Source organism: Pseudomonas sp. GW823-FHT02C02, from assembly GCF_058797635.1.
Genome location: NZ_JBXAJV010000018.1, coordinates 34,836 through 58,722 on the forward strand (window position 1 = coordinate 34,836; position 23,887 = coordinate 58,722).

The 23,887-nt window shown below is 57.9% G+C and carries 23 protein-coding genes and 2 pseudogenes; 11 read left to right on the forward strand and 14 right to left on the reverse strand.

Features of this window, described 5'->3' with window-relative positions:
• The first annotated feature begins 69 nt into the window (after positions 1-69).
• The 8 genes from mdaB to AC1ROI_RS26690 all read left to right on the forward strand — a co-directional run bounded on the left by mdaB (position 70) and on the right by AC1ROI_RS26690 (position 8,712).
• The gene (gene mdaB, locus AC1ROI_RS26655; RefSeq protein ID WP_102595223.1) at positions 70-660 is read left to right on the forward strand and encodes an NADPH:quinone oxidoreductase MdaB; all 591 of its coding nucleotides are present in this window, start codon (positions 70-72) and stop codon (positions 658-660) included.
• Between the two features lie 136 nt (positions 661-796).
• Positions 797-1,708, forward strand: a complete 912-nt coding sequence (locus AC1ROI_RS26660) for a LysR family transcriptional regulator (protein WP_077747341.1) — start codon at positions 797-799, stop codon at positions 1,706-1,708.
• 103 nt (positions 1,709-1,811) lie between these two features.
• Positions 1,812-2,705 carry an NAD-dependent epimerase/dehydratase family protein gene (locus AC1ROI_RS26665; RefSeq protein ID WP_083375098.1) on the forward strand — a complete coding sequence of 298 codons (894 nt, stop codon included), beginning with the start codon at positions 1,812-1,814 and terminating at the stop codon, positions 2,703-2,705.
• Between the two features lie 205 nt (positions 2,706-2,910).
• Complete coding sequence (locus AC1ROI_RS26670; protein WP_083375097.1) at positions 2,911-4,356, forward strand: SulP family inorganic anion transporter; 1,446 nt, start codon at positions 2,911-2,913, stop codon at positions 4,354-4,356.
• 182 nt (positions 4,357-4,538) lie between these two features.
• The gene (locus tag AC1ROI_RS26675) at positions 4,539-5,888 is read left to right on the forward strand and encodes a GntT/GntP/DsdX family permease (RefSeq protein WP_102595752.1); all 1,350 of its coding nucleotides are present in this window, start codon (positions 4,539-4,541) and stop codon (positions 5,886-5,888) included.
• 15 nt (positions 5,889-5,903) lie between these two features.
• Positions 5,904-6,764, forward strand: coding sequence for a MurR/RpiR family transcriptional regulator (locus AC1ROI_RS26680; protein ID WP_077747344.1), 861 nt, complete (start codon positions 5,904-5,906; stop codon positions 6,762-6,764).
• Between the two features lies 1 nt (position 6,765).
• The gene (locus tag AC1ROI_RS26685) at positions 6,766-8,223 is read left to right on the forward strand and encodes an N-acyl-D-amino-acid deacylase family protein (protein ID WP_102595751.1); all 1,458 of its coding nucleotides are present in this window, start codon (positions 6,766-6,768) and stop codon (positions 8,221-8,223) included.
• 120 nt (positions 8,224-8,343) lie between these two features.
• Entirely contained in the window at positions 8,344-8,712 is a 369-nt protein-coding gene (locus tag AC1ROI_RS26690) for a glyoxalase superfamily protein (RefSeq protein WP_010463700.1), read from the forward strand.
• A 117-nt stretch (positions 8,713-8,829) separates the two neighbouring features.
• Here the strand turns inward: AC1ROI_RS26690 and AC1ROI_RS26695 are convergent, their stop codons facing one another.
• Together AC1ROI_RS26695 and AC1ROI_RS26700 are read right to left on the reverse strand one after the other, a co-directional pair.
• Positions 8,830-9,693 carry a methyl-accepting chemotaxis protein gene (locus tag AC1ROI_RS26695; RefSeq protein ID WP_371857859.1) on the reverse strand — a complete coding sequence of 288 codons (864 nt, stop codon included), beginning with the start codon at positions 9,691-9,693 and terminating at the stop codon, positions 8,830-8,832.
• Positions 9,688-10,749, reverse strand: a pseudogene (locus tag AC1ROI_RS26700) (methyl-accepting chemotaxis protein); the annotation flags it as partial. The gene AC1ROI_RS26695 and the pseudogene AC1ROI_RS26700, both read right to left, overlap by 6 nt.
• Before the next feature lie 263 nt (positions 10,750-11,012).
• On the opposite strand from AC1ROI_RS26700, the gene pmrG reads away from it, so the two are divergent.
• Positions 11,013-11,684 (forward strand): lipopolysaccharide core heptose(II)-phosphate phosphatase PmrG, encoded by a 672-nt coding sequence (gene pmrG, locus AC1ROI_RS26705; RefSeq protein ID WP_102595749.1) that lies wholly within the window; start codon positions 11,013-11,015, stop codon positions 11,682-11,684.
• 26 nt (positions 11,685-11,710) lie between these two features.
• Positions 11,711-12,574, forward strand: a complete 864-nt coding sequence (locus AC1ROI_RS26710) for a phosphatase PAP2 family protein (RefSeq protein ID WP_102595748.1) — start codon at positions 11,711-11,713, stop codon at positions 12,572-12,574.
• On the opposite strand, the gene AC1ROI_RS26715 is transcribed toward AC1ROI_RS26710, so the two are convergent.
• From AC1ROI_RS26715 to AC1ROI_RS26770, 12 genes and pseudogenes are all read right to left on the reverse strand, one after another.
• Entirely contained in the window at positions 12,525-13,964 is a 1,440-nt protein-coding gene (locus tag AC1ROI_RS26715) for an ArnT family glycosyltransferase (protein WP_102595747.1), read from the reverse strand. The genes AC1ROI_RS26710 and AC1ROI_RS26715 overlap by 50 nt on opposite strands.
• A gap of 84 nt (positions 13,965-14,048) precedes the next feature.
• The gene (gene rimJ / locus AC1ROI_RS26720; RefSeq protein ID WP_010463690.1) at positions 14,049-14,636 is read right to left on the reverse strand and encodes a ribosomal protein S5-alanine N-acetyltransferase; all 588 of its coding nucleotides are present in this window, start codon (positions 14,634-14,636) and stop codon (positions 14,049-14,051) included.
• A 58-nt stretch (positions 14,637-14,694) separates the two neighbouring features.
• A pseudogene (locus AC1ROI_RS26725) lies at positions 14,695-14,934 on the reverse strand (RAD55 family ATPase); the annotation flags it as partial.
• 276 nt (positions 14,935-15,210) lie between these two features.
• Positions 15,211-16,617, reverse strand: a complete 1,407-nt coding sequence (locus AC1ROI_RS26730; protein WP_102595868.1) for a DUF2252 domain-containing protein — start codon at positions 16,615-16,617, stop codon at positions 15,211-15,213.
• A gap of 96 nt (positions 16,618-16,713) precedes the next feature.
• On the reverse strand, positions 16,714-17,121 hold the full coding sequence (locus AC1ROI_RS26735; protein WP_077747352.1) for a PIN-like domain-containing protein: 408 nt from the start codon (positions 17,119-17,121) through the stop codon (positions 16,714-16,716).
• Entirely contained in the window at positions 17,118-17,810 is a 693-nt protein-coding gene (locus tag AC1ROI_RS26740) for a DUF433 domain-containing protein (RefSeq protein WP_102595867.1), read from the reverse strand. The genes AC1ROI_RS26735 and AC1ROI_RS26740 overlap by 4 nt, the downstream gene beginning before the upstream one ends.
• A gap of 308 nt (positions 17,811-18,118) precedes the next feature.
• Positions 18,119-18,376 (reverse strand): hypothetical protein, encoded by a 258-nt coding sequence (locus tag AC1ROI_RS26745; protein WP_077747354.1) that lies wholly within the window; start codon positions 18,374-18,376, stop codon positions 18,119-18,121.
• A gap of 34 nt (positions 18,377-18,410) precedes the next feature.
• On the reverse strand, positions 18,411-18,794 hold the full coding sequence (locus AC1ROI_RS26750) for a DUF6124 family protein (RefSeq protein WP_102595866.1): 384 nt from the start codon (positions 18,792-18,794) through the stop codon (positions 18,411-18,413).
• Positions 18,795-19,285: 491 nt separating this feature from the next.
• Entirely contained in the window at positions 19,286-19,453 is a 168-nt protein-coding gene (locus AC1ROI_RS26755; RefSeq protein WP_169856481.1) for a hypothetical protein, read from the reverse strand.
• A gap of 172 nt (positions 19,454-19,625) precedes the next feature.
• Entirely contained in the window at positions 19,626-20,144 is a 519-nt protein-coding gene (locus tag AC1ROI_RS26760) for a DUF4411 family protein (RefSeq protein ID WP_102595865.1), read from the reverse strand.
• Positions 20,141-21,313, reverse strand: coding sequence for an ImmA/IrrE family metallo-endopeptidase (locus AC1ROI_RS26765; RefSeq protein ID WP_102595864.1), 1,173 nt, complete (start codon positions 21,311-21,313; stop codon positions 20,141-20,143). The genes AC1ROI_RS26760 and AC1ROI_RS26765 overlap by 4 nt, the downstream gene beginning before the upstream one ends.
• Before the next feature lie 286 nt (positions 21,314-21,599).
• Positions 21,600-22,523 carry a hypothetical protein gene (locus AC1ROI_RS26770; protein ID WP_102616840.1) on the reverse strand — a complete coding sequence of 308 codons (924 nt, stop codon included), beginning with the start codon at positions 22,521-22,523 and terminating at the stop codon, positions 21,600-21,602.
• 417 nt (positions 22,524-22,940) lie between these two features.
• On the opposite strand from AC1ROI_RS26770, the gene AC1ROI_RS26775 reads away from it, so the two are divergent.
• Positions 22,941-23,873: an NAD-dependent epimerase/dehydratase family protein gene (locus AC1ROI_RS26775; protein WP_102593585.1), complete on the forward strand. Its 933-nt coding sequence runs from the start codon at positions 22,941-22,943 to the stop codon at positions 23,871-23,873.
• The last annotated feature ends 14 nt before the right edge of the window (positions 23,874-23,887 follow it).

The following is a 23,887-nucleotide window of genomic DNA, read 5'->3' on the forward strand; positions in this document are numbered from 1 at the left end:
AGCGCTTATTCCGCGCGAGGCAGCTCGTTACTCTGCTGCCATCGAATTCCTGACCTTCCGAGATTTCTCATGAAAAAAGTCCTGTTGCTCAATGGCGGCAAAAAGTTCGCCCACTCCGATGGCCGCTACAACACCACCCTGCATGAAGCCGCGTTGAGCGTGCTGGATCGCGGCGGCATCGATGTAAAAGCCACCTTCATCGACGAGGGCTACGACGTTGCTGAAGAAGTCGCCAAATTTCTCTGGGCCGACGTGATCATTTATCAAATGCCCGGTTGGTGGATGGGCGCACCGTGGACGGTGAAGAAGTACATCGACGAAGTCTTCACTGAAGGCCATGGCAGCCTCTACGCCAGCGACGGCCGCACCCGTTCCGACGCCTCGCAAAAATACGGCAGCGGCGGTTTGGTGCACGGCAAGCAATACATGTTGTCGCTGACCTGGAACGCACCGCAGCAAGCCTTTGACGACCCGACCGACTTCTTCGAAGGCAAAGGCGTGGACGCGGTGTACTTCCCGTTTCACAAGGCCAACGAATTTCTCGGCATGAGCGGTTTGCCGACGTTCCTGGCGGTCGATGTGATGAAACGTCCGAATATCGAGGCTGATGTGGCGCGTTATGAACAGCACCTGACCGAGGTGTTCGGCCTCAAGGCGTGAGCTCGGTTACTATCGATACCTGAAGCCAGAACCTGTAGGAGCCAGGCTTGCCAGCGAAGGCGTTTTAGCGGACGCCTTCGCCGGCAAGCCTGGCTCCTACAGAGGCCGGCGCTGAATTGATCGATGAGGGGCGTCCGTGAAAGCCAGATCCGATGAGTTGCAGATTTTCGTCTGCGTGATTGAGTGCGGGTCGATTTCCGCGGCGGCCGAACAGGTTGGGCAGACGCCTTCGGCGGTCAGCCGCACGCTGTCGCGGCTGGAGGCCAAGCTCGATACCACGCTGATCAACCGCACCACGCGGCGCATGGACCTGACGGAGGAGGGCAAGTATTTCTTCGAGCACGCCAAGCTGATTCTCGATCAGATGGACGAGCTCGAAGAACGCCTGACCTCACGCCAGCAAACCCCGTCCGGGCGTCTGCGGATCAACGCCGCCTCGCCGTTCATGCTGCACGCCATCGTGCCGTACATCGACGAGTTCCGCCGCCTCTACCCCGACATTCAGCTCGAACTCAACAGCAACGACCTGATCATCGACTTGCTCGAACAAAGCACCGATATCGCCATCCGCATCGGCGCACTGGCCGATTCAACCCTGCACGCACGCTCACTGGGTTGCAGCCCGCTGCACATCCTCGCCAGCCCGGCGTACCTTGAGCAACACGGCACGCCAACGGCGGTTGCAGACTTGGCCGGGCATGCGTTGCTGGGCTTTACCCAGAACGAGGGCCTCAACCAGTGGCCGCTACGGTATGTGCACGGTGATCGCTGGCCGATTCAGGCATCGATCAGCGCCTCCAGCGGTGAGACGATCCGGCACCTGGCGCTGGAAGGCCAGGGCATTGCCTGTCTGTCGCACTTCATGACGATCGACGACATTCGTGCCGGTCGGTTGCAGGTGCTGCTGGCGGATTTCAACAGCGGCTATCGCCAACCGATCAACGCGGTGTACTACCGCAACTCGCAACTGGCCCTGCGCATTCAATGCTTCCTGGACTTCATTCAGGGCAAGTTGGCGGCTTATGCGAATGCGAACTTCACAGGCTGATTCGTGATCCCTGCGCAAGAGTGATTTGGGTCAGCGGGTCTGTTTCACCACGGGACGGTCCTCGATACTCAATGCATCACTTATTCACGCAGGGAGTTTCTCCATGAACGTATTCGTTACCGGCGCTGCTGGTTTCATCGGCGGCTCCATTGCCACCGGTCTTGTCCGGGCGGGCCATAAAGTCACCGGCCTGGTTCGCAACGCCGACCAAGCCACTGAACTGAGCGCAATCGGTATCATCCCGGTGATCGGCACTCTTGACGACAGCGCACTATTGGCTGAACAGGCCCGCGCCGCCGATGCCGTGATCAACGCTGCCAGCAGCGACCATCGTGGCGCGGTGGAAGCCTTGCTCAATGCGTTGCGCGGCTCCCACAAAGTGTTCCTGCACACCAGCGGTTCGAGCATCGTCGGCGATGCCTCCGGCGGTAAAGCCAGTGACGTCATCTACTTCGAAGACAACCTGCCGGAACCGACCGTCGACAAGGCTGCCCGCGTGGCCATCGACAACCTGATCCTCGCCGCGGCGAAAGACGGCGTGAACTCGGCCGTGATCTGCAACACCCTGATTTACGGCCACAGCCTGGGCGTCAATCGCGACAGCGTGCAATTGCCGCGCTTGCTCAAACAGGCGCGTAAAAGCGGTGTGGTCCGACATGTCGGCACGGGTCAGAACATCTGGTCCAACGTACACATCGAAGACGTGGTGTCCCTGTATCTGCTGGCACTGACCAAAAACGTCCCGGGCACGTTCTACTTCGTCGAAAGCGGTGAAGCGTCCTTCATCGACATGACCACGGCCATGGCTGAAGCCCTGAAACTGGGCAAGGCGCAAGACTGGCCGTTGAAAGACGCCGAAGCCGAATGGGGTTATGAAATGGCCAACTATGGCCTGGGCTCCAACAGCCGGGTGCGCGGCAAGCATGCGCGTGAATTGCTGGGCTGGGTGCCGAAGCGGACGTCGGTGGTTGAATGGATTCGGGACGAGATGGTTTGAGTTCGCTTTAGACCGCGTCGCTGCAATCGCGAGCAGGCTCGCTCCCACAGTTTGATCTTCACAGGACACAGATTTTGTGTGTAACGGAGATCCACTGTGGGAGCGAGTCTGCTCGCGATTGCGTTTTCAGCAACCCGACAACTGGCCGGGTCGCCCCCGATTCCGTAACATCCGCACCCTCTCTCCCTGTCGTGTTCGATTCTCCATGAAACCAAAACGTCTGCGCGCCGATGTCCTGGCCGGACTCACCACTTCTTTCGCCCTGCTCCCCGAATGCATTGCCTTCGCGTTGGTGGCCCACCTCAATCCGCTGATGGGGCTTTACGGCGCGTTCATCATTTGCACCCTGACCGCGCTTTTCGGCGGGCGGCCGGGGATGGTGTCCGGTGCGGCGGGTTCGATGGCGGTGGTGATCGTCGCGCTGGTGGTGCAACACGGCGTGCAGTATCTGCTCGCGACCGTGTTGCTCGGTGGCCTGATCATGCTGGCGTTCGGGCTGCTGAGGCTTGGCAAACTGGTGCGCATGGTGCCGCACCCGGTGATGCTTGGGTTCGTCAACGGCCTGGCGATCATCATTGCGCTGGCGCAACTCGAACACTTCAAGGATGGCGAAACCTGGCTCAGTGGCACGCCGTTGTACCTGATGACCGGGTTGGTGGTGTTGACGATGGCGATCGTTTACCTGCTGCCGCGCCTGACGCGTGCCGTGCCGCCGGCGCTGGTGGCGATCCTGAGTGTCGGGCTGGCGGTGTATCTGCTCGGCCTGCCGACGCGCACCTTGGGCGACATGGCGCACATCGCCGGCGGCTTGCCGACGTTCGCGCTGCCAGACATTCCCTGGAGCCTGGACACCCTGCGCATCATCGCCCCCTACGCGATCTTGATGGCGCTGGTCGGCCTGCTGGAAACCCTGCTGACCCTGAACCTCACCGATGAGATCACCGAAAGCCGTGGCTTCCCGGATCGCGAGTGCGTGGCGTTGGGCGCGGCCAATATGGTCTCGGGGGTTTTTGGCGGCATGGGTGGCTGCGCGATGATCGGTCAGACCGTCATCAACCTCAGTTCCGGTGGTCGTGGCCGGCTGTCCGGGGTGGTGGCCGGGGTGCTGATTCTGCTGTTCATTCTGTTTCTGTCGCCGCTGATCGAGCGCATTCCATTGGCCGCGCTGGTCGGCGTGATGTTTGTGGTGTCGCAGCAAACGTTCGCCTGGGCGTCGTTGCGGGTAGTGAACAAGGTGCCGCTGAACGATGTGTTGGTGATTGTGGCGGTCACGGTCATCACCGTGTTCACCGACCTGGCCACTGCCGTGTTGTGCGGGATCATCATCGCGGCGCTCAATTTTGCCTGGCAGCAGGCGCGCGAGCTGTATGCCGATGCTCATCTCGAAGCTGACGGAAGCAAGCACTATCACCTGCATGGCACGTTGTTCTTTGCCTCGACTACGCCGTTTCTCAATCAGTTCGACCCCGCCAACGATCCGCCTGTCGTGACCATCGACTGCCGCCACCTGAGTTTTGTCGACTATTCGGCCATCGCCGCGCTGAAGACTTTGCGTGAACGCTACGCCAAGGCCGGCAAGCATCTGCGGGTGCTGCATTTGTCCGAGCGCTGCAAGAAGCTGCTCAAACGTGCCCGCGTGAATCACGACTGAAATCAACGCAGGCGCGATGTAAATCCGCCTGCCTGATTTTCATATCCACCGACCTGGCATACCTCTGCGCGACATCCCTTACCTCTGCACGAAAATAACTTTCACCTCGTTTGAATATCGCGCCTCGAAATGATTTAAGAGTTTCACAATCCATTCGACGTGACCCTTTCGAGGAGTACCGCATGACCCTGTCCTTCGGCTATTGGCTGCTGGTGTATGCCGCCATCGCCATCATTGCCCTGATCGTTCTGATCGCCCGCTACCGACTCAATCCGTTCATCGTCATCACCCTGGTTTCCATCGGCCTCGCGCTGCTGGCGGGCATGCCGCCGTCCGGGGTGGTCGGCGCTTACGAGGCCGGGGTCGGCAAGACCCTGGGGCACATTGCACTGGTGGTGGCGCTGGGCACGATGCTCGGCAAGATGATGGCCGAGTCCGGCGGTGCGGAGCAGGTGGCGCGGACCTTGATCGACCGTTTTGGCGAGAAGAACGCGCACTGGGCGATGGTTTGCATCGCCTTTCTGGTCGGGCTGCCGCTGTTCTTCGAGGTCGGTTTTGTATTGCTGGTGCCGATTGCCTTTACCGTGGCGCGGCGGGTTGGCGTGTCGATCTTGATGGTCGGTTTGCCGATGGTCGCCGGCTTGTCGGTGGTGCATGCGCTGGTGCCGCCGCACCCGGCAGCGATGCTGGCGGTGCAGGTGTATGGGGCGTCGGTCGGACAGACCTTGATGTACGCGATTCTGATCGGCATTCCGACCGCGATTATCGCCGGTCCGCTGTACGCCAAGTTCATCGTGCCGCGCATTCAACTGCCGGCGGAAAACCCGCTGGAGCGGCAGTTCCTCGACCGCGAACCGCGCGACAGCCTGCCGGGGTTCGGCATCACCATGGCGACCATTCTGTTGCCGGTGGTGCTGATGCTGATCGGTGGCTGGGCCAACCTGATTTCCACGCCGGGCAGCGGTTTCAACCAGTTCCTGCTGTTCATCGGCAACTCGGTGATCGCCTTGCTGCTGGCGACCCTGCTGAGTTTCTGGACCCTCGGCATCGCCCAAGGCTTCAGCCGCGAATCGATCCTCAAGTTCACCAACGAATGCCTGGCGCCGACCGCCAGCATCACTTTGCTGGTCGGCGCCGGCGGCGGTTTGAACCGGATCCTGGTGGACGCCGGCGTGACCAACCAGATCGTCAGCCTGGCCGACGAATTTCACCTGTCGCCGCTGATCATGGGCTGGCTGTTCGCGGCGTTGATGCGCATCGCCACCGGCTCCGCCACCGTGGCGATGACCACCGCCTCGGGCATCGTCGCGCCGGTGGCCATCGGTCTGGGGTATCCGCACCCCGAGTTGCTGGTGCTGGCGACCGGCGCCGGGTCGGTGATTTTTTCCCACGTCAACGACGGCGGCTTCTGGTTGATCAAGGAATACTTCAACATGACCGTTGCCCAGACCTTCAAGACCTGGACGGTGCTTGAAACCATTATTTCGGTGGTGGCTTTCGCGCTGACCGTGGGTCTTTCTTACCTGATCTAACCGGAGCCGCCTGCCGTGGACATCCTCTACCAGATCCGCGCCCGCCAGGATTCCTTCAGCGCCGGTGAAGGACGCATCGCGCGGCTGATGCTCAACGACGTCGGCTTTGCCTCGGCCGCCAGCCTCGATGAGCTGGCGCAGAGGGCGGAGGTCAGCACCGCCACGCTGTCGCGGTTTGCCCGCACGGTGGGCTGTCGCGACCTGCGTGATCTGCGCCTGCAACTGGCCCAGGCCAGCGGCGTCGGCAGCCGCTTCCTTGACCCGGCGGGGACACCGGATCAGTCGGCGTTCTATGGGCAGATCGTCGGCGATATCGAGTCGACCCTGCGTCAGCATCTGTCGGCGTTCGACGAGTCGCGGTTCGCCGATGCCGTGAAACTGCTGGGCAAGGCGCGGATGATTCATGCATTCGGCCTGGGCGGTTGTTCAACCTTGTGCAGCGATGAGCTGCAAGTGCGGCTGGTGCGATTTGGCTACCCGATTGCGGCGTGCCACGACCCGGTGATGATGCGCGTCACCGCCGCCAGCCTTGATGCCGAACGCGCGGTCATTGCCTGCTCGCTGACCGGCATCACCCCCGAACTCATCGACGCGGTCGAACTGGCCCGCAACTACGGTGCACGGATTATCGCCATCACCCGGGCCGACTCGCCGCTGGCGCAATTGGCCGATGTGCTGCTGCCGCTGCAAGGTGTCGAAACCTCGTTTATCTACAAACCGACGGCGGCGCGCTACGGCATGCTGCTGGCCATCGACGTGCTTGCCACCGAGCTCGCGCTGGCCAACCCTGAAGACAATCAAGAACGTCTGCGGCGGATCAAACTCGCCCTGGACGATTACCGCGGCGGCGACGATCGTTTGCCGCTGGGAGACTGACATGATGTACGACACGCTGATCCGCAACGCCTTGGTCATCGATGGCAGCAACAGCCCCGGTTACCCCGCCGATGTGGCGATTCAGAACGGCCGCATCGCGCGCATCGGCGACTTGCATGAGGCGACCGCCCGCGAAGAAATCGACGCTGCCGGCCGCGTGCTGGCGCCGGGTTTTATCGACGTGCACACCCATGACGACACGGTGGTGATCCGCCAGCCGCAGATGCTGCCCAAACTCAGCCAGGGCGTGACCACGGTGATTGTCGGCAACTGCGGGATCAGCGCGTCACCGGTGAGCCTGCGTGGCGATCCGCCCGATCCGATGAACCTGCTCGGCACCTCGGCAGCCTTCGTTTATCCGACGTTCAGCGCTTACCGCGCAGCGGTCGAAACTGCGAACACCACGCTGAACGTCGCCGCGCTGGTGGGCCATACCGCGTTGCGCAGCAACCATCTCGACGACCTGTATCGCACCGCCACGCCTGATGAAATCAGCGCGATGCGCGAGCAGTTGCGTGAAAGTCTTGAGGCGGGCGCCTTGGGGTTATCCACCGGTCTGGCCTACGCCAGCGCGTTCTCGGCGTCCACCGACGAAGTGATGCAACTGACTGAAGAGCTGACGGCGTTCGGCGCCGTGTACACCACCCATTTGCGCAGTGAATTCGAACCGGTGCTGGAGGCGATGGACGAGGCGTTCCAGATCGGCCGGCATGCGAAATCCCCGGTGATCATTTCCCACCTCAAGTGCGCGGGGGCCGGTAACTGGGGGCGCAGTCCGCAATTGCTGGCCTCGCTTGAGGAAGCGGCGAAAACTCACCCGGTGGGCTGCGATTGTTATCCCTACGCGGCAAGTTCTTCGACCCTGGACCTCAAGCAAGTCACCGACGCCCATCGCATCACCATCACCTGGTCCACGCCGCACCCGGAATTGGGTGGCCGCGACTTGATGGACATCGCCGCCGAATGGAACATGCCGTTGCTTGACGCTGCACGCCGTCTGCAACCGGCCGGCGCGGTGTACTACGGCATGGACGAGGCCGATGTGCGAAGAATCCTCGCCCATCCCTTGTCGATGGTGGGGTCCGACGGATTGCCGGAAGATCCGTTCCCGCATCCGCGCTTGTGGGGCGCTTTCCCACGTGTGCTCGGACATTTCAGTCGCGACGTCGGCCTGTTTCCGCTGCATACCGCCGTACACAAAATGACCGGATTGTCGGCGGCGCGTTTTGGCTTGAAGCAAAGGGGTGAGATTCGTGAAGGGCATTGGGCGGACCTGGTGTTGTTCGATCCGCTGAGCATTCGCGACGTGGCGGACTTCAGTGACCCGCAACAGGCGGCCGAGGGGATTGAAGGTGTATGGGTCAACGGCGTGTTGAGTTACAGCGATGGCCAGGCGAACGGGAAACGGGAAGGGCGGTTTCTTGCGCGGGAAGGGGATTTGCGTGACGGGTTTCAGTAGGCATTCCGAGAAATACGTCACAGTGATGGCACATTGCGATTAAAGAAAGCCAGCGCCAAGCCGAAGCGCTGACATCCAGCCCAACTTCAACGGGTGTCTTTTCAGTCAGGGAGCAACCCAATGAGCTTCGGCAAAACCACCTCGATCCTGCGGATTTTCGACGAGGCCAAGGCATTGGAATTCTACGTCGACTTTCTGGGATTCACCGTCGACTGGCAGCATCGCTTCGAGCCGAATTCCCCGCTGTACCTGCAAGTCTCCCGTGGCGAATGCGTGCTGCACCTGTCCGAGCACCATGGCGACGGCACGCCGGGTTCGGCCCTGCGCATCGAGACCGATGAGCTCGAGGCCTTCCAGCAGCAACTGCTGGCGAAGGCGTATCCGTTTTCGCACCCGCAGATCCAGGCCATGCCCTGGGGAAGCCAGGACATGACCATCAGTGATCCGTTCGGCAACCGGTTGGTGTTTACCAACGCGATCTGCCTGTAAAAAGCTTCATCAGTTCCTCCAAATCACCCGTGAGCGTTACGGACGGATAAATGCTCCGTAAAAATGACGAAGCCCTTTATTTAAAGGGCTTCTGCGGGGCTGGAGAGCGGCGGTGCTTTAAACCCTGAAGTGACTGACCATCATCTGCAACTGATTCCCCAACCGCGCCAGCTCAACGCTGGACTTGGCCGTTTCATCGCTGGCGGCGGCAGTCTGTTCCGACACGTCGCGCACGTTGATGATGCTGCGGCTGATTTCTTCGGCCACGGCGCTTTGTTGCTCGGCGGCGGCAGCGATCTGCTGGTTCATCGACTGGATGTTGGACACCGTGCGGGTGATGTTTTCCAGCGACGTGCCAGCCTTGCGGGTCAGGGCCACGCTGCTGTCGGTCAGGGCGCGGCTGTTGTTCATCACGGTCGACACTTGTTGGGTGCCATTCTGCAGACCGGCCACCAGGCCTTCGATTTCTTCGGTGGACTTCTGTGTGCGCTGGGCCAGGCCACGGACTTCGTCGGCCACCACCGCAAAACCACGACCGGCTTCACCGGCGCGCGCGGCTTCAATGGCGGCGTTGAGGGCCAGCAGGTTGGTCTGTTCGGCGACGGCCTTGATCACGTCCATGACGCTGCCAATCTTGTCGCTTTCCTGTTGCAGCACACTCATGGCTTCGGTGGAGCGCGCCACTTCAGTGGCCAGGCGTTCGATCTGGGCGATGGCTTCGTTGACCACTTTATCGCCTTCGCGGGCTTCACCATCAGCGGCGGCTGCGGCCAGGGAGGCTTCTTCGGCGTTGCGCGCGACTTCCTGCACGGTGGCCGTCATCTCGTGCATGGCGGTGGCCACTTGATCGGTTTCGATCTTCTGGCTGTTGACGCCGGCACTGGTTTGCTCGGTGACGGCGGACAGTTCCTCGGCAGCGCTGGCGATCTGGGTCACACCGTCGCGGATGCCGCTGATCAAGTCACGCAGGGTCACGCCCATGCGTGCGATGCCTTGCTGCAACACGCCGAGTTCATCGCGGCGCGTCACTTTGACGTCTTGGGACAGGTCGCCGCTGGCGATGCGTTCGACCACGGCCAGGGTGTCGCGTAGCGGGCCGGTGATCTGACGGGTGATGATCACGGCTGCAATGATGCCCACCAGCAATGCCAGCAATGTGCTGATCAACTGCAGTGTGCGCGCCTGGGCGCTTTCGGCGTCGCGACGGTCGAGCTGGATCTGATACAGCTGCTCGCTCAGGGTCACGATGGCGGCGCCCTGGTCGGTCATTTCCTTGCGCGCCTGCACGGCATCGCTGTTGGCGGCTTTATAGGCGATCAACGCGCTGCGGTAATTGCCAAGTGCGGTTTCCAGCTGACGCAGGGCATCTTGCTGGGTCTCGGCGAAATGCACGTTCAGCGGTTTCAGGCTGGCAATTGCTGAATCCAGTTGGGCGACGGCTTTTTGCTCGGTCTCGGCATTGGTGGTGGCGGTGTAGCCGCGCACTTCGTAGCGGGCCAGGATGAACGCTTCCTTGGCGGTGGTGACGGCCTGGAATTGTTCGAAACGCCGGTCACTCAGGGGCATTTGTTGCACGCGGGTGCTGATGGCGTCGATTAGCGTGCTGGCTGTTTCAGCGTTGGCGGCCATGGTGTCGCGGGCGCTGTTGCCGGTGCGGTAGGCGCTGCGCATCTTGTTCAGCGACGTCTTGTAGGCGTCGATGTAAGTGCCTTGCTCTTTGAGCAGCTTGAGGTTTTCCGGGCTCTTGAACTTCGACAACAGCGATTGTTGCTGAGCGGAAAAGGCGTCAAGGGTGGTCTGTACGTTCTGAGCGGCGGTTTCGTCGCCGTTGGTCAGCATGTATTGCAGGCGAACCACACGAAGCTTGGTCAAGCCGGAGTTGAGCTGGGTGATGTCGCTCATCCAGTTGCTGCGGTCAATCAACCCGCCCAGGCTCGTCCAGCCGGTCAGGGCCAGTACGCAGGTCAGTGCCAGGACCAGGCCGAACCCCAGGCCCAGTTTCATGTTCACGCTGATGTTGCCGAACCAGCTATTCATCAAATTCCTCCAGGAACGTTGCGCTTTCGATCGTCAGTTGGCTGGAAGATTGTTGTTTTTTTAGGTGCCAGCAAGGGTGTGTAGCAGGCCTGTATCGGCAGCAATCGCGAGAGCTGAAAGGTTTTTGTCGGACTGATTCTGTAACAAGGTTTTTGTGAGCGGCTTAAGCTTTTTTTCACATGGGTTTCACCGGCTGCCGACGCGCGCCTCTCTACCCTCGCGGCTTCGAATAACAATGGTGCATGCCGGCGAGGCGGCTTGATGTGGAATTGAGACTGAGTCTGTTCGGGATAAAACGCTCAATTAACCTGAGCTGTTTGACCCGCCATCGAAACACCGTAGTGGTGCTGGCCTCGGCGCTGCTGGTCATTCCATTGATCGTATGGCTGTTGCAGCCGGCCGCTGTGCCGGACTTGGCCCATGGCAATGTGGCGGGCGCACGAACGTTGGCCACCGAATGGGCCAAAGGCGACGTCATCGTGCTGGTCCGCCATGTCGAGCGCTGCGATCACTCGAAAGCCGCGTGCCTGAGTGGCAACGATGGCATTACCGATCGCTCGCGCAGCGTCGCGGTCAGTGTCGGTGCGCGGTTCGAACAGTTGGGGTTGGACAAGACCGATATCTACAACAGCCCGATGATGCGCACGTCACAGACGGCCGGCTACATGTTCAACAAGGTCGGTGTGGGCGAGGACTGGCTGGTGAGCTGCAAGGGCACGATGCTGCGCGATGCCCTGGCGCACAAAGTGGCGGGTCGCAATTTGATCCTGGTGACCCACAGCGAATGCATGGCGCAACTTGAAAAAGACCTCAAGGTGTCGACCTCCACGCTCGGTTATGGCGCTTCATTGTTTATTTCCGCCAGAAAACCTCTGATACCGAAAATGCTCGGCTTCATTGAAGCCTCTGACTGGCGTTCGGTGACCACCGAATGAATTTTTCCTATGGATCTGGACAGACGATGCTGACTTCTTCCCGCAACCGCTTTTACTGGGCGAACTTCGGTATCCCGTTGGCCTGCGCGGCCTTGGTTTTCCTGATGTTCGACATGACCCGGATCGACATCGCCTTCAGTAATCTTCTGTTTGATCCGGTCGCTCAGATCTTCCCGCTCGACAAGGTTCACTTCTTCGAAAAGCTCACCCACAAGTGGGCGCGCATCATTCCGAACTGGACCGCCGAGATTGCCTTGATCGGTGCGATGCTGTCGTTTGTCTGGCCGCTGATCAACACTTCAAAGCATCCTCGCCTCGGTGGTTTTCTGGAGCGGAGCAAGGCGGCATCGGTGTTGCGATTTGCCAACGAACATCGTCGGGATTTTCTGTTCGTCGTCTTCGCATTTGCCATCTGCACCGGCGTGATCCATTTCCTCAAGGCGCACACCAGCGTGTACTGCCCGATCGAAACAACCCTCTACGGTGGGAAATTGCCCCACGTGGAGTGGTACAACAACTTCCAGCTGTTCAGGGAGGCCGGTGATGGCCGTTGCTGGCCGGGTGGCCATGCTTCCGGCGGTTTTACCATGCTCGCGCTGTACTTCGTGGCTCGCCGCTACCGCTGGCGCTACTCCAAGGCGCTGATGTACGGAGCGTTGCTGCTCGGTTTCGTCTATGGCACGACACGTGTCCTGCAAGGCTGGCACTACATGTCCCACACCTTTTGGGCCGGGATCTTCGTGTGGCTGGCCTGTTTGCTGACGGCGTTGCCATTTTACGGACGAGCGCTGCTGGAGATGCCGGTGCTGCAAAAGGCTGAAGCGCCAACCGTCGAGCCGCTTACTGGTTCACAAAGTAGTAAGCCTGACGCCCCACCTTCATGCTCTTGAGCACTTTCAACGGCGCGGCCGGTTCGATTTCACCAGACATGACCGCCACGTTGGAGGGTGAGGCCGCCAGAAACTCATGCAGTTGCGCCTCGGTGTCCAGGCCCTTGAGCACTTGTCGGGTGTAGAACACGCTGGCACCGCCTACCCGTTCGTTGGCCTGGAACAGGGCGATGTGTTGCCCGTTGGCCTGCATCGTCTGGATCTGTGCAGTCAACGGCAGGAAGGACAGTTTGCGGTCCGCATGGGGCAGCGCCCATTGAGCGGCGGCCAGGTAGCTGCCAATCACCAACGCGATCACGCCAATGGCTGCGCCGCGTCGATGCCGTGCGATGTGCCCCAAAAGGTTCGAGGCCCCTTCGCGCATCTTCAGCCGCTCGAACAGAACGCTCGCATACTCCGCCGCAATCACCGCCGCCGCAGGCGTCATCGACATGAGATACACCGTGCGCTTGCTCGACGCCAATGTCAGCATCACAAACTGCGCCACGATCCACAGGGTGAAAAACAGCAAGTAACGATTGGCCATCAGGCGTTTGCGAAAATGCCACAGCCCCAGGTACACCAGGATATTCCACGGCAGAAACGCCTGGGGCAGCTTGGCCAGGTAGTAGTAGTACGGTTCGTAATGCCCGGCCTCGACGAAGGATCCACTGAAGCGCCCGACACTGTTGGTCAGCAGCACTTCCCCCACGGCCTGCGCACCACCACGCTGGTACAGCACGGCGAGCCAAATCATCAGCGGGATCAATCCAGCCAGCGTCAGTAAACCGGGACGCAACCAGTCGTGGATTTTCAGGCGCCTGTCCATCAAGGTCTCGGCCAGCAGATAGGCGAAAATCACCACGCCCGGCATCGCCAGGCCGAGGACGCCTTTGCTCAGTGTGGCGATAGCGATTCCCGAGGCGAACAGCAGCGCGTTGCCGGGCGTCGATTGACGTTGCCCCTGAAAGAACGCCAGCAACGCCAGGGTCACGCCGAGGGCGAGCAACGCGTCTTCACCGACGCCGCGCACGTTGCTCCAATAGCTGGCCATGGTTGCCAGAAAGATTCCCGCCGTCCAGGCAATCGCCTTGGGCCGGCCGAACCGCCGCAGCATCGCGTACAACAGCATCACGCTGAACAGCCCGGCGAACGCCGAGGCCAGTCGCACCGCCCACGGCGTGCCGCCAAATGCACGGATGGCGCCGGCATCGAGCCACAAGCTCAAAGGTGGTTTTTCCAGAAACGGTTCGCCGAACAAACGGGGCGTTACCCAGTCGTTGTCCAGGTGCATCTGCATGGCGATCCCGGCCACCCGGGCCTCGGTGGACCCTTGCAGTTGATGATTGCCCAAGGCAAAGAAAAACAGCAGGGCGGCCAGCAGGAACAGTGAAGTGGCGGGACGCGACATAGGCTTCTGGCTACCGAGCAGGTGGACCGGGAAGCCCGAGCATACGGTGCGAATGCTTAATGAATTGTGAACGACCGCGAAATATTACGAGAGGCGCCTGGACCAGCGCTGTTCCGGGGTTTCAAAGCGATCATTGATCAACGCGGTCAACACGTGATCCTGCCAGCGCCCGGCGATACTCAGGTAGGCCTTGGCGTAGCCTTCACGTTCAAATCCCAGACGCTCCAGCAGCCGCGCGCTGCGTTCGTTGCCGGGGATGTAATTGGCCATGATCCGGTGCAGTTTCTGCTCATCGAACATGTAGCCGATGCCTGCTTCCAGTGCTTCCTGCATCAAGCCTTGGCCCTGACGGGATTCGTCGATGTGGTAACCGAGATAACACGCCTGAAACGCTCCGCGAGTGATGCCGCTGAAATTGCAGGCGCCGATCATCTGGCCGTTGTCCGGGTCCAGCAGCGCGAAATGCACCGCCAGGCCGGCCTCGAACGCACTGGCTTGCACCTCAAGGCGCGGACGAATGTTTTCAGGGCTGTGGTAGTCGGAGGGGCGAATCGGCGACCACCGGGCAAGGTGCCTTTGGTTGCGCCGGTAGAAATCGCTTTCCAGCGCCGCCTGTTCGGGGGCGAGCACCGCCAGCGTCAAGCGTTTGCAGGGCAGGGACAACAACGGCATAGGGCGCTCCGGTTCGGGGGGATCGTCGCGCAAGCATTACGCGACCAACGGAAAAACTCTGCAGGCCGTTATCATCGATGCTGTACAGGCGCAATTCATCGGAATGGGCGCTGACTTGAACCTTGACCACCGCCATGATGCGCAACAAGCGGCTCTGCACTTCGATGTAGCGCTGGACAATGATTGCATCGGTGAGAAACGCCGTGCCGTAAGGGCTGAAACGCAGGTCGGTGCAGCGGTCTTCCAGTTCCGAGGTCAGCAACACACTGACACCGATGCTCGTCAGTGCGGTGACGAAAACTCCGGCAAACCTCCGCCCAGCACCTCGTCCAGTCCTGGCACGCCGGTGGCAGACATCGAGGGTACACACAATAAGGTGGTTGGGCGTGATTGGCGACAGTTCCAGAGGAGACACTGGGTGACACCGAGCGCCGCTGGTCGATCAAAAGGCAAAAAAAAGCCCGCGGGAGGGCGGGCAAACCGTAGTTTCTTGAATGAGCGGGAGCACTGTACCGGTTGGGGGGAGGTGGTGGGGTGAAGAAAAGTTCATGTGTGGATGGACCGCGTTACCCGCTCAGGGCAAATGATCTGCCGCAAAGTCTGCCTCGGAGCGAGCCTGTAACCGGCCCTTGCGGCAGGCCTGCTGGAATCGCTCAAAGTCTTGCTCATTCTGCGTTGCATAACTTTTCGCATACTTGAACAGCGCGTCGGCCAGCGCATCGCTCTTGCCGATGTAACCGCTGATCTGCGCGGCCTGCCCGGACGATTTGGCATGCGCGCGAGCGAGGGCGCGACCACAGACGCGACCATACGCGGCGAAGGTGTCCGCATCGAACGTCTCGAGTTCGGCCGAGATTTTCATGTCGCGCAATTGCCGCACGTAGAAGTGTCGACCGCTGGGGCCGGTGGTCCAACCGAGAAACAGGTCACTGGCCGATTGCATCAATCGTTGACCCTCAACCACCCGCTGACCGTTATGCCGCACTGTTGATTTTGTCTTCACGTAATCGGCCAGTACCGAGCGCCGTGCTTCCTTGAATTGCAGGAACAGCGGGAATTCCTGATCGTCGGTCAGCAAGACCACCAGACAACGGGTGCCAACACTGCCGACACCCACCACTTTGAACGCCATGTCCTGGGCGTGAAAACGTGAATACAACGCCCGTCGGTCAGCCTGCAGCGTGCCGGGATACTCACGCATGAAGGCGTCGTAGATTGGCCGCCAATCCGAGTGGCGTAGCCAGTCATCATCGGCATCCAGCAATGTGGTGTTTTTGTGCAGGTGGAAAATTTCCGGCAGGTCATCGCGAATGATCAGTCGACCATCGGCGTCACGTTCGCTGATTTTCGGCAGTAGCTCGGCGTGGGATCGGCCCTCGGCCTTTTCGATGGCACGCTCGATATGCTCCAGCGTTTTTTTGTTCGCCTGCTTGCGCAAGTCGTCGTAACGGATGGACTCGTACCAGGTTTCCAGCGAGCTTTGTTCGGCGCACTCGAGCATGGTTTCCTGATAAGCGCTGACCACTCCGCGGCAGACCGTCTCTTCGATCGTTTCGCCATGACGCAGATCGCGGGCGGCCACTACGATACTCGCCACCAGCCGTTTAACGTCCCACTCCCAAGGGCCGGGATGGACCTCGTCGAAGTCGTGGACGCCGAACAACAGATTGCGTTCGGGCGTGGCAAACCCGCCGAAATTCATCAGGTGGCAATCGCCGCAGATCGGTGAGGTCAGGCCCATGTTTGGCGTGGAAGCCAGGTCGTGGGCCTGCAAAAGCGCGGTGCCGCGATAAAAGCTGAAGGGGGAGACGAGCATGCGGCCGTAGCGGAGTTCGATCAGGGACTTGATTCGGCCTTCGCTTGAGGCTTTGATCAGTGGGAGCGGGTCGCGGTTGGTTTTTCCCATGGACGCATGGGAATTGCGGGGGCAATTCTTGCGGGCGTCCTTGCCTTGCTTCAAGCGGTCTTTGAGGGGGGTCATGGGGGCTCGCTGTAGGCGGTGTGCGGATTGAGTGTAGATGGCCATACAGAGCGCGAAATATTCGATGAAATAAAAAGCCCGATTATTAGTCGGGCTCTAAATTTTTATCTGATCAAATTTCCCGTGTGAAGGAAATTTCCACGGGACGCGGAATGCTGCGCCGCCTCTGATCAAGTTTGCTTGAGTTGTAATGGCGGGCCACCAACGCACCAAATTATGTGCCTTGTTCCAATAGGATTCGTTTCCCCAGTGTTTAGCCAAGCAAAACACGGGTAGGCCACATTCGCGAAACGCCCGTTTTTCAATATCGCCTTTTGTAAATTTATCTTGAGAGATAACGGCCCAGCCGCCTTCGTCGCTCAGTACTGAAATCCAATCAACGTCCGTGGTGTTCTGCGGAAATTTATCCTTCAGTGGCAATACCGAATGCCCGTCTGCTTTGGTCAGCTCATTTAATGCGCGGGCAAGGGCGGGGGGAAGATTGTTGTCCAGTAAGAAATTCAAGCAGCATTCCTTTGCTCAAAATTGACCGCCGCTTCAACTGCTGCTGTAGGAATCTCATAGAGGAGTGCCACACGTTTGGTGTTTTCCCCTTCTGTCTTGTAGGCGCTAAAAATTGCCGCCGTATCGATTCCCGTGCTTCCAAGAACTGGTTTCCCAAAGTTCCGGGAGGGATCCAGAACGATCGCTTTACTGCGTTTTACCGGATACCAGCGCTGAGCGGCATCTGATCCCGTGTAATCAATGCCTTCATACAACGAAGGTTTGATGACTTGCTCAAACGCGTACTGTCGTTTGATCAGGTCGAGAAGGGATTCATCCCCTGTTTCGCTCATGACAGTGGCGAAAATACGCCGACCATCGGTTTGAAAACGTTTGCAGGTAAATGGATAGGCTTGATTGAACATCTCTTTTGCTTGCTGCGAGGCATTGCGGATGGCTTGCAGGCTTACACCGTGCTGGCGGAAGGCATGGACGAAACGAATTTCCAGGAGGTCATGAAAGCCTAGTACGCACTCATCCAGGTCGGCCAGTTCCGAGCTCCAAAGCCCCGAATGCTGAACACCATGCGCGGTATATCCGAAAAGCCAACGGCGGATATCGGCAGCTGGAATCCCCGTGTAAAGGGAGGCTTCCGCCGGTGTGTATAAGCCAATACCGACAAGGCGGCTAGGCAGTTTGATGTTTTGCATGTTGGCCTCCTTGTCATCAGGTGATTCGGCGAGGGGATTCTGGTCGTAAGGATGAACTCAAGCAACCAGTCGGGGACGAACAGCCGTTTTGTTTGTTCAGCGTAGATTTAAAGCGTGATCATCACAATCAGCTCAGAGCCGATATGGCTTGCAGGAAATTTCCGAAGAACTTGTCCTGCAATTCGCTCTTGCGACGGATCGAGGGGCCGGGAGTCAATTGAGTCGACAGAAAGTTACAGTTTATGAAACTTTCTGTTGAGTCAAAGCCCAAAAAAGGCACCTGCGATTCTCGTCAGGTGCCTTTTTTGTTACATCGACGAAACCTGCGCCTGCAATCTTCGCCCAACGACATCCATCAAATCGCAGCCATCGCGCAGCGAAGTCACCAACACCCGCGCCAGTTCACTGTGAACCCCCTCGTTCACAGCAAAACTCTCCAGCAATTGAGTTGCCGTGCGAATTCGGTAAGCCGCAGTTTCGTGCAATACGTCCAGCGGTGCTTCGGTGTCGATCAGCAGCGACGCGATGGTGCAGTCGATGCCGGTGACAGGCATGTATCGATCCATGACAAAACCTCCATTTGGTAAAAGAGCGCGACCCTCAGTGGTGGCGGGCGGACGAAACTTCCGACAAGCCATCGGGCGGGTCGAGATTGTCCAGCGCTCGGTTTACCAACAGTTCACCCAGCACCGCCAACTGCTGAATCGCCAGTGCCACGTTGCGGCGCGAGCCTTCGAGGTCGCAGGCCAGGTCGGTGGTCATGACGTTGAGTGAGGCGAGGGTTTCGCAGGCGTGAGCGAGCAGGGTTGGCGTGTCGACGTCGGGGAGGAGGGTGAAAACGTGACTGATGGGATCGGAGTGGTTTGGGTTGCGGAGGCGGGCGCTGATGATGCGTTCTGTGGTTTCGGACAGCTGACTTAAATCGGGCGTGTCTGCTTCTGAAAGTGCGGCAGATTCGGGCGGATTTGGGGTGATCTTTTTCATGATGAAGTTCCTCACACTATTGAGAGAAGCTACCAATCCCCTGCTGTCAAACAGGATTGGGTGGCAGCTGTACACGGGTTGACAGACCGGAAGTGTGAGAACCCGGTGCATCCGAAGATGCCCCGCGCACAGCCGCCATAAACGAGACTGCATGCGCGCTAGCATGCCGCCTGATCAGGAGGAGTGAAAGGTTACACTTTTTTGGCCTGTCAAAGCCGATCGCTGTTTTGTAGCGACACCTGAAGGCTATCGATGCAGAACCGCTTCCGCCAGTTCATGAAAGTCGACACGAGTTGCGGGAAGTTTCCTAGGATGGGGACTACATGCTTACCGATCACCTAACGGATCAGGGAATGATGTCTTTTGAGGGAGTGCCGATAGCTATAGCCGAGGTCGTTACCATGGTTTACGTCTTGCAAAGCTCGTGCTTGAGGTCTGAACGAAAAATTAAAAATCCCGACACTGGCCGGGCTTCTTATGAGAGCAGTCAATTAACCTCTTTTGGCTTTAGCTTCCATCATCACGAGGTTTTGCTGCTTGGTAGCTTCCTCCAGCACTTCGCTGTAGATACGTTTTTTCTGCCTGGACTTAGCGTTACGGATAAAGTCAGCAAATGGGCTCTTGGTGCCTTTACTAAAACCTAGCTTGCTCGGAATCATTGAGGTGCTCCATGCCAACCGAGTCTGATCATCAGGTCGGTTGTCGTGTAATTCTTAGCGATATAGAAGAAGAGTACTCATCTCCCAATTAGTCTCGATTTGTCTCTGTTTCTTTTGTTGGCTTAACAAACACCGCGAGTGGTACTTTGGCACAATGTCGCATGAATTTGAATTATTTATTCCAGCCAGTTTTGAATCCTAGACTTCTCAGCATCGAAAATGTATTGCAACATTCCACTCCGACAGAGCTACACACGTCCGGAACTTTACGATTTGCGCGTTGCTTGCTAGGTTTTGATATTTCTTCAGATACGATTGATCTTGTCTGTCTAGTATTCATCCCGTAGGCAACTAGAAAGGGATCTCTTCCAACCTGCTCAATTTCTGTATCCGTTAAGTCCGTTGCGTATCCTGTTGATAGAACGGAGTTTAGGGCTTCGCCATCAACGTCTTCCTTCAGCATTAGGTGGTCAAGGGTTTCCTTTTCATGCATCCAAATAGTGAGCAAATCCTTTTTTCCACCCCTTACCTCTTCGAATGTTTCGATTGGCATCTTTATAAGGCCTTCAGTAGCCTTGTGCCTTATCCACTCCCAAAATTCAGGGATCATATCTATTGGGTAGTAAAGGCCGTGTGCGTTAATTAACACGTTAGCATCGAGAAGATAAATTTTCTTCAATGGAGGCGTCATCGCATGCCCACCATTGCAGGTACATTGCCAGGGCTAACACCCAGAACTTTAGCTGCTTTCGTCGCGGTAAGTATTCCTTCACCCATACTTCTTCCCACCAAGTTCACAAGTGCGCTTCCTACCCTGTGGCGCCGTACGACGTAATAGTCTGGAGCTCCTTTCTTTTCAGAGTTTTTTTTGCCCTCTTTTTCCTTGCGCCAAAGCTCTTGTAGCTTTTCAGATGCTTCTATCCATTTACTTTTTGGTACTTTTCCAAGTAAGAAAAGAACGTATGAAACCATTGATCCGCTAATTTTTCTTGCTGCAGCGAACCTACAAATATCCTTAATGAATGACTCAAGATTACTACTGTCGAATTCTTGGCTTGATATTTCCTCTCTAGGTAAGAGGATTTGGCTCGCGATTTCGTTACAATAGCGCTCTATTTTTATCTCGGAGAATCCGCCGCTGATACCTGTCTGGCCAAGATAAATATGAGCTAGTTCGTGGAGAAGTGTAAAACTCCATGCTGTTTTGGCATCTTGGTCATTTATTACGATGAATGGTGATGTCCTGTCTGCTAAGGCAAACCCCCGGAATACGTCAGCGCTAATGTTGGAGTGATGAGTTCCTAGGTTTCCAATTAATAATACAAAGACTCCGCGGGCTTCGGTTAGCTCTCTAAGATAAGAAAAGGAGTCTTCCACGGTCCTTAGCTTTCTAAAACGCTCAAGATCAAAATTCAAATCTTCGCAAATCTTGCGTTTTGCCATATCGATGGGAAGGTCGGAAGTTAAGCTTCCCACAAACGCTAATTCATTTGCCTCGTCAGCGTCTTCCAATGCACTTTTGACAAGGCGTTGACGTACATAGACGTCTCTGACCAACGCGTCAAGTTTGCCCTGCTCTTCGATTCTTCGATCTTCAGGTATGGTTCTGAAGTCCTCGCCGCGCTCGCCGCTTCGAGGAGGTGCCTGTAAATAAAAGGTAAGCAATGGTCTACGATAGACTTTTGCCATATTGAGCAGGAGGGGGCGGGATAGCTGCTTTTCACCGGATTCATATTGTCCAAGGGTTTCGCTTCCGGACAGGCGAGAGCCACCAAGCTTTAATGCTTTGGACGCTTCGTCCTCGGAGAGCCCGGCAGTCTCGCGAGCCCAGACCAATATTTTTGGATTAACTTGTGCCATTTTGGTGCTGACCTTGATCTTCTAGGCGCATTCCGTGTCTACCAGTCCATTGCTTACAAGGTAGCTGCTTGAGTGTGACGTCGTTAATTTTTTACTTTAAGCTCTAGAAAACCTCTCGTCGACCTTTTCCGGACCGGTGTCCGGCTCATTCCCACGCATAAAAAGGTGACGAATCAGTTGGGAGGGAAGGATACAGATTTGCGTATAAGGTTCCAGTTCATGATGGTCGTCACAACGTGAAGGAAATTTCCTAGGGCTGTACGCCCAGCTTCTGGTTGCCGAATGCTCAATACTCCGCAACCCCATCCCCCCGCAAAACCCACCCAGCCTCCCCAGCCATCAACCGATACCGAACCTCGCGCATCTTCCCCGTCCTCCCGGCCCCGGCGTCCGCACTCTCATAAACCGGAAACCGCCGCACCAGCACATTTTCCACCACCGCAAACTCATCCTCGCCCTGATAGCCCTCGGCTGCCTCGACGTCCTCACTGACCGGCGGAAGATAAATCTCGCTGAGCGATTTTTTGCGATTCGCCGAGTAGGCGACGAGCTCACCCGGTAACCCGCGTCCCGGTGATCGGGCAAAGACGTAAAGCTCTGGCGAGCCATCCCGATCAAGGTCCGCCACCTCGGCCCGGACGACGTTTCCCGTCAATGGCCGTGTGAAGTCTGAATTATCGGTTTCCAGCCCTTGAGGTGAAATACGCAGCACACGGTGGTCATCGATCCCCTCCGTCGTCACATGAAACCGGATGCCCTGTAATTCAAGCGTCTGGTCAAACGGTCGAGTGCTGTCCGAGGCATCAGCGGGGCTGAGGTTCAATGAAAGGTTGTAGTTCGCCACCTCATTGCGCCGTGCCGCGTTGCGCATGAGGTACACCTGAACCGTGTACTCACCATCGGCGGGTAACGGACCCATGAAATGGTTGCCCATGATCGAGCCGTTAAACAGCGCGTAGTCCGCGCCTTTGGCGGTGATGTTGAAGTAGGCAGAGGTATTGGAAGGCTTGAGGTCGACGGTCAGTATTTGGCCCGCCTTTGCACTCACTCGGTATTGCGCGGTGAGCGGGCCCTGGATCGACTGGTTGAACTCGACAGCGTCGGCGCCTTTTTCGAAAGTGACTCGTTCGACTCGTGGCGTAACTTTAGTGGCCGCTTGTGCAGACAGGGAAACAATGGCCGCAAGCGCGGCGGCAAGCCAGATGTTCATGTTTGATTTCCTGCAAGCGCGACAGCGCTCAATAGCCCGACCCAAATTGATTACAGCTCATCTGATCATATCGTGTGCTTGAAATGATGCTCCCAAGGCTTCACGCCAGCGCGCCGGTCTGATTCGCGAAGCTGAGCTGAAGCGTCGATGATGAGGAGGGCTTGAAGCCTGGCGTGAGTTCCGGCGCAGACGGAGTTTGCGGGTCAGAAGTGGCAATTGTATGACGGCCTGTAACTGATAACTGCCGTCAAATAAGTGACGATTTTAGGGGCGAATTACCGCTCGGCGATAAATTAGACAAAGTATTGACAGTGCCAATCTGATCTCCCATTATCGGCCGCGTTTTGATGGCCTTGCGCCACAAAGTTGGCGGACTTCAACCACTCGTATCCGCTCTAATGTTCAGGGAGAGATTTCATGTTTGTTGAGCGAATACTGGTGACTGGCGGTGCCGGTTTTATTGGGTCGCACCTCGTAGAAGCCTTGCTGGGCAAGGGCTACAAGGTTCGCGTGCTGGATAATTTGTCGACTGGAAAAGTCAGCAATCTGCCGATGGACAATGCCAATCTGAACCTGGTCATCGGTGATGTCGCGGACGGCGCCGTAGTGGCACAAGCCATGCGCGATTGCGGTGCTGTCGTTCACCTGGCCGCAGTGGCCTCGGTGCAAGCGTCGGTGGATGATCCGGTCAGCACCCATCAAAGCAACTTCGTCGGCACCCTCAACGTGTGCGAAAGCATGTTGAAGGCCGGGATCAAGCGCGTGGTATTCGCGTCCAGCGCTGCTATCTACGGCAACAACGGCGAAGGCACGGCGATTCACGAAGACACGCCAAAATCCCCGCTCACGCCGTATGCCAGCGACAAACTGGCCAGCGAGCAATACCTCGATTTCTATCGCCGCGAACATGGTCTGGAGCCGATGATCTTTCGGTTCTTCAACATCTTCGGCCCACGCCAGGATCCGTCATCGCCGTACTCCGGCGTGATCAGCATCTTTACCAAGCTGGCCTTGGCCGAGCAGTCGGTGGCGATTTTCGGCGACGGTTCGCAGACCCGCGACTTCGTCTATGTCCAGGACCTGGTGAGCATTCTCGTGCAGTCCCTGGAAGTCAGTGAACCGAGCCCCGGCGCGGTGAACGTTGGCCTGAGTCGTTCCACCAGCCTCAACGATCTGATCGCCGAATTGGGCACCGTCACCGGCAGCCCGTTGAAGGTGATTCATCACGCGCCACGTCAAGGCGACATTCGCCATTCGCGCGCCAACAACAGTCGCCTGCTGGAGCGTTTCAAGCTCCCGGAACCGACCGCCATCGGCAAGGGGCTGTCGCAGCTTATTCGCAGCCTGTAACCCGGCCGGTTCCA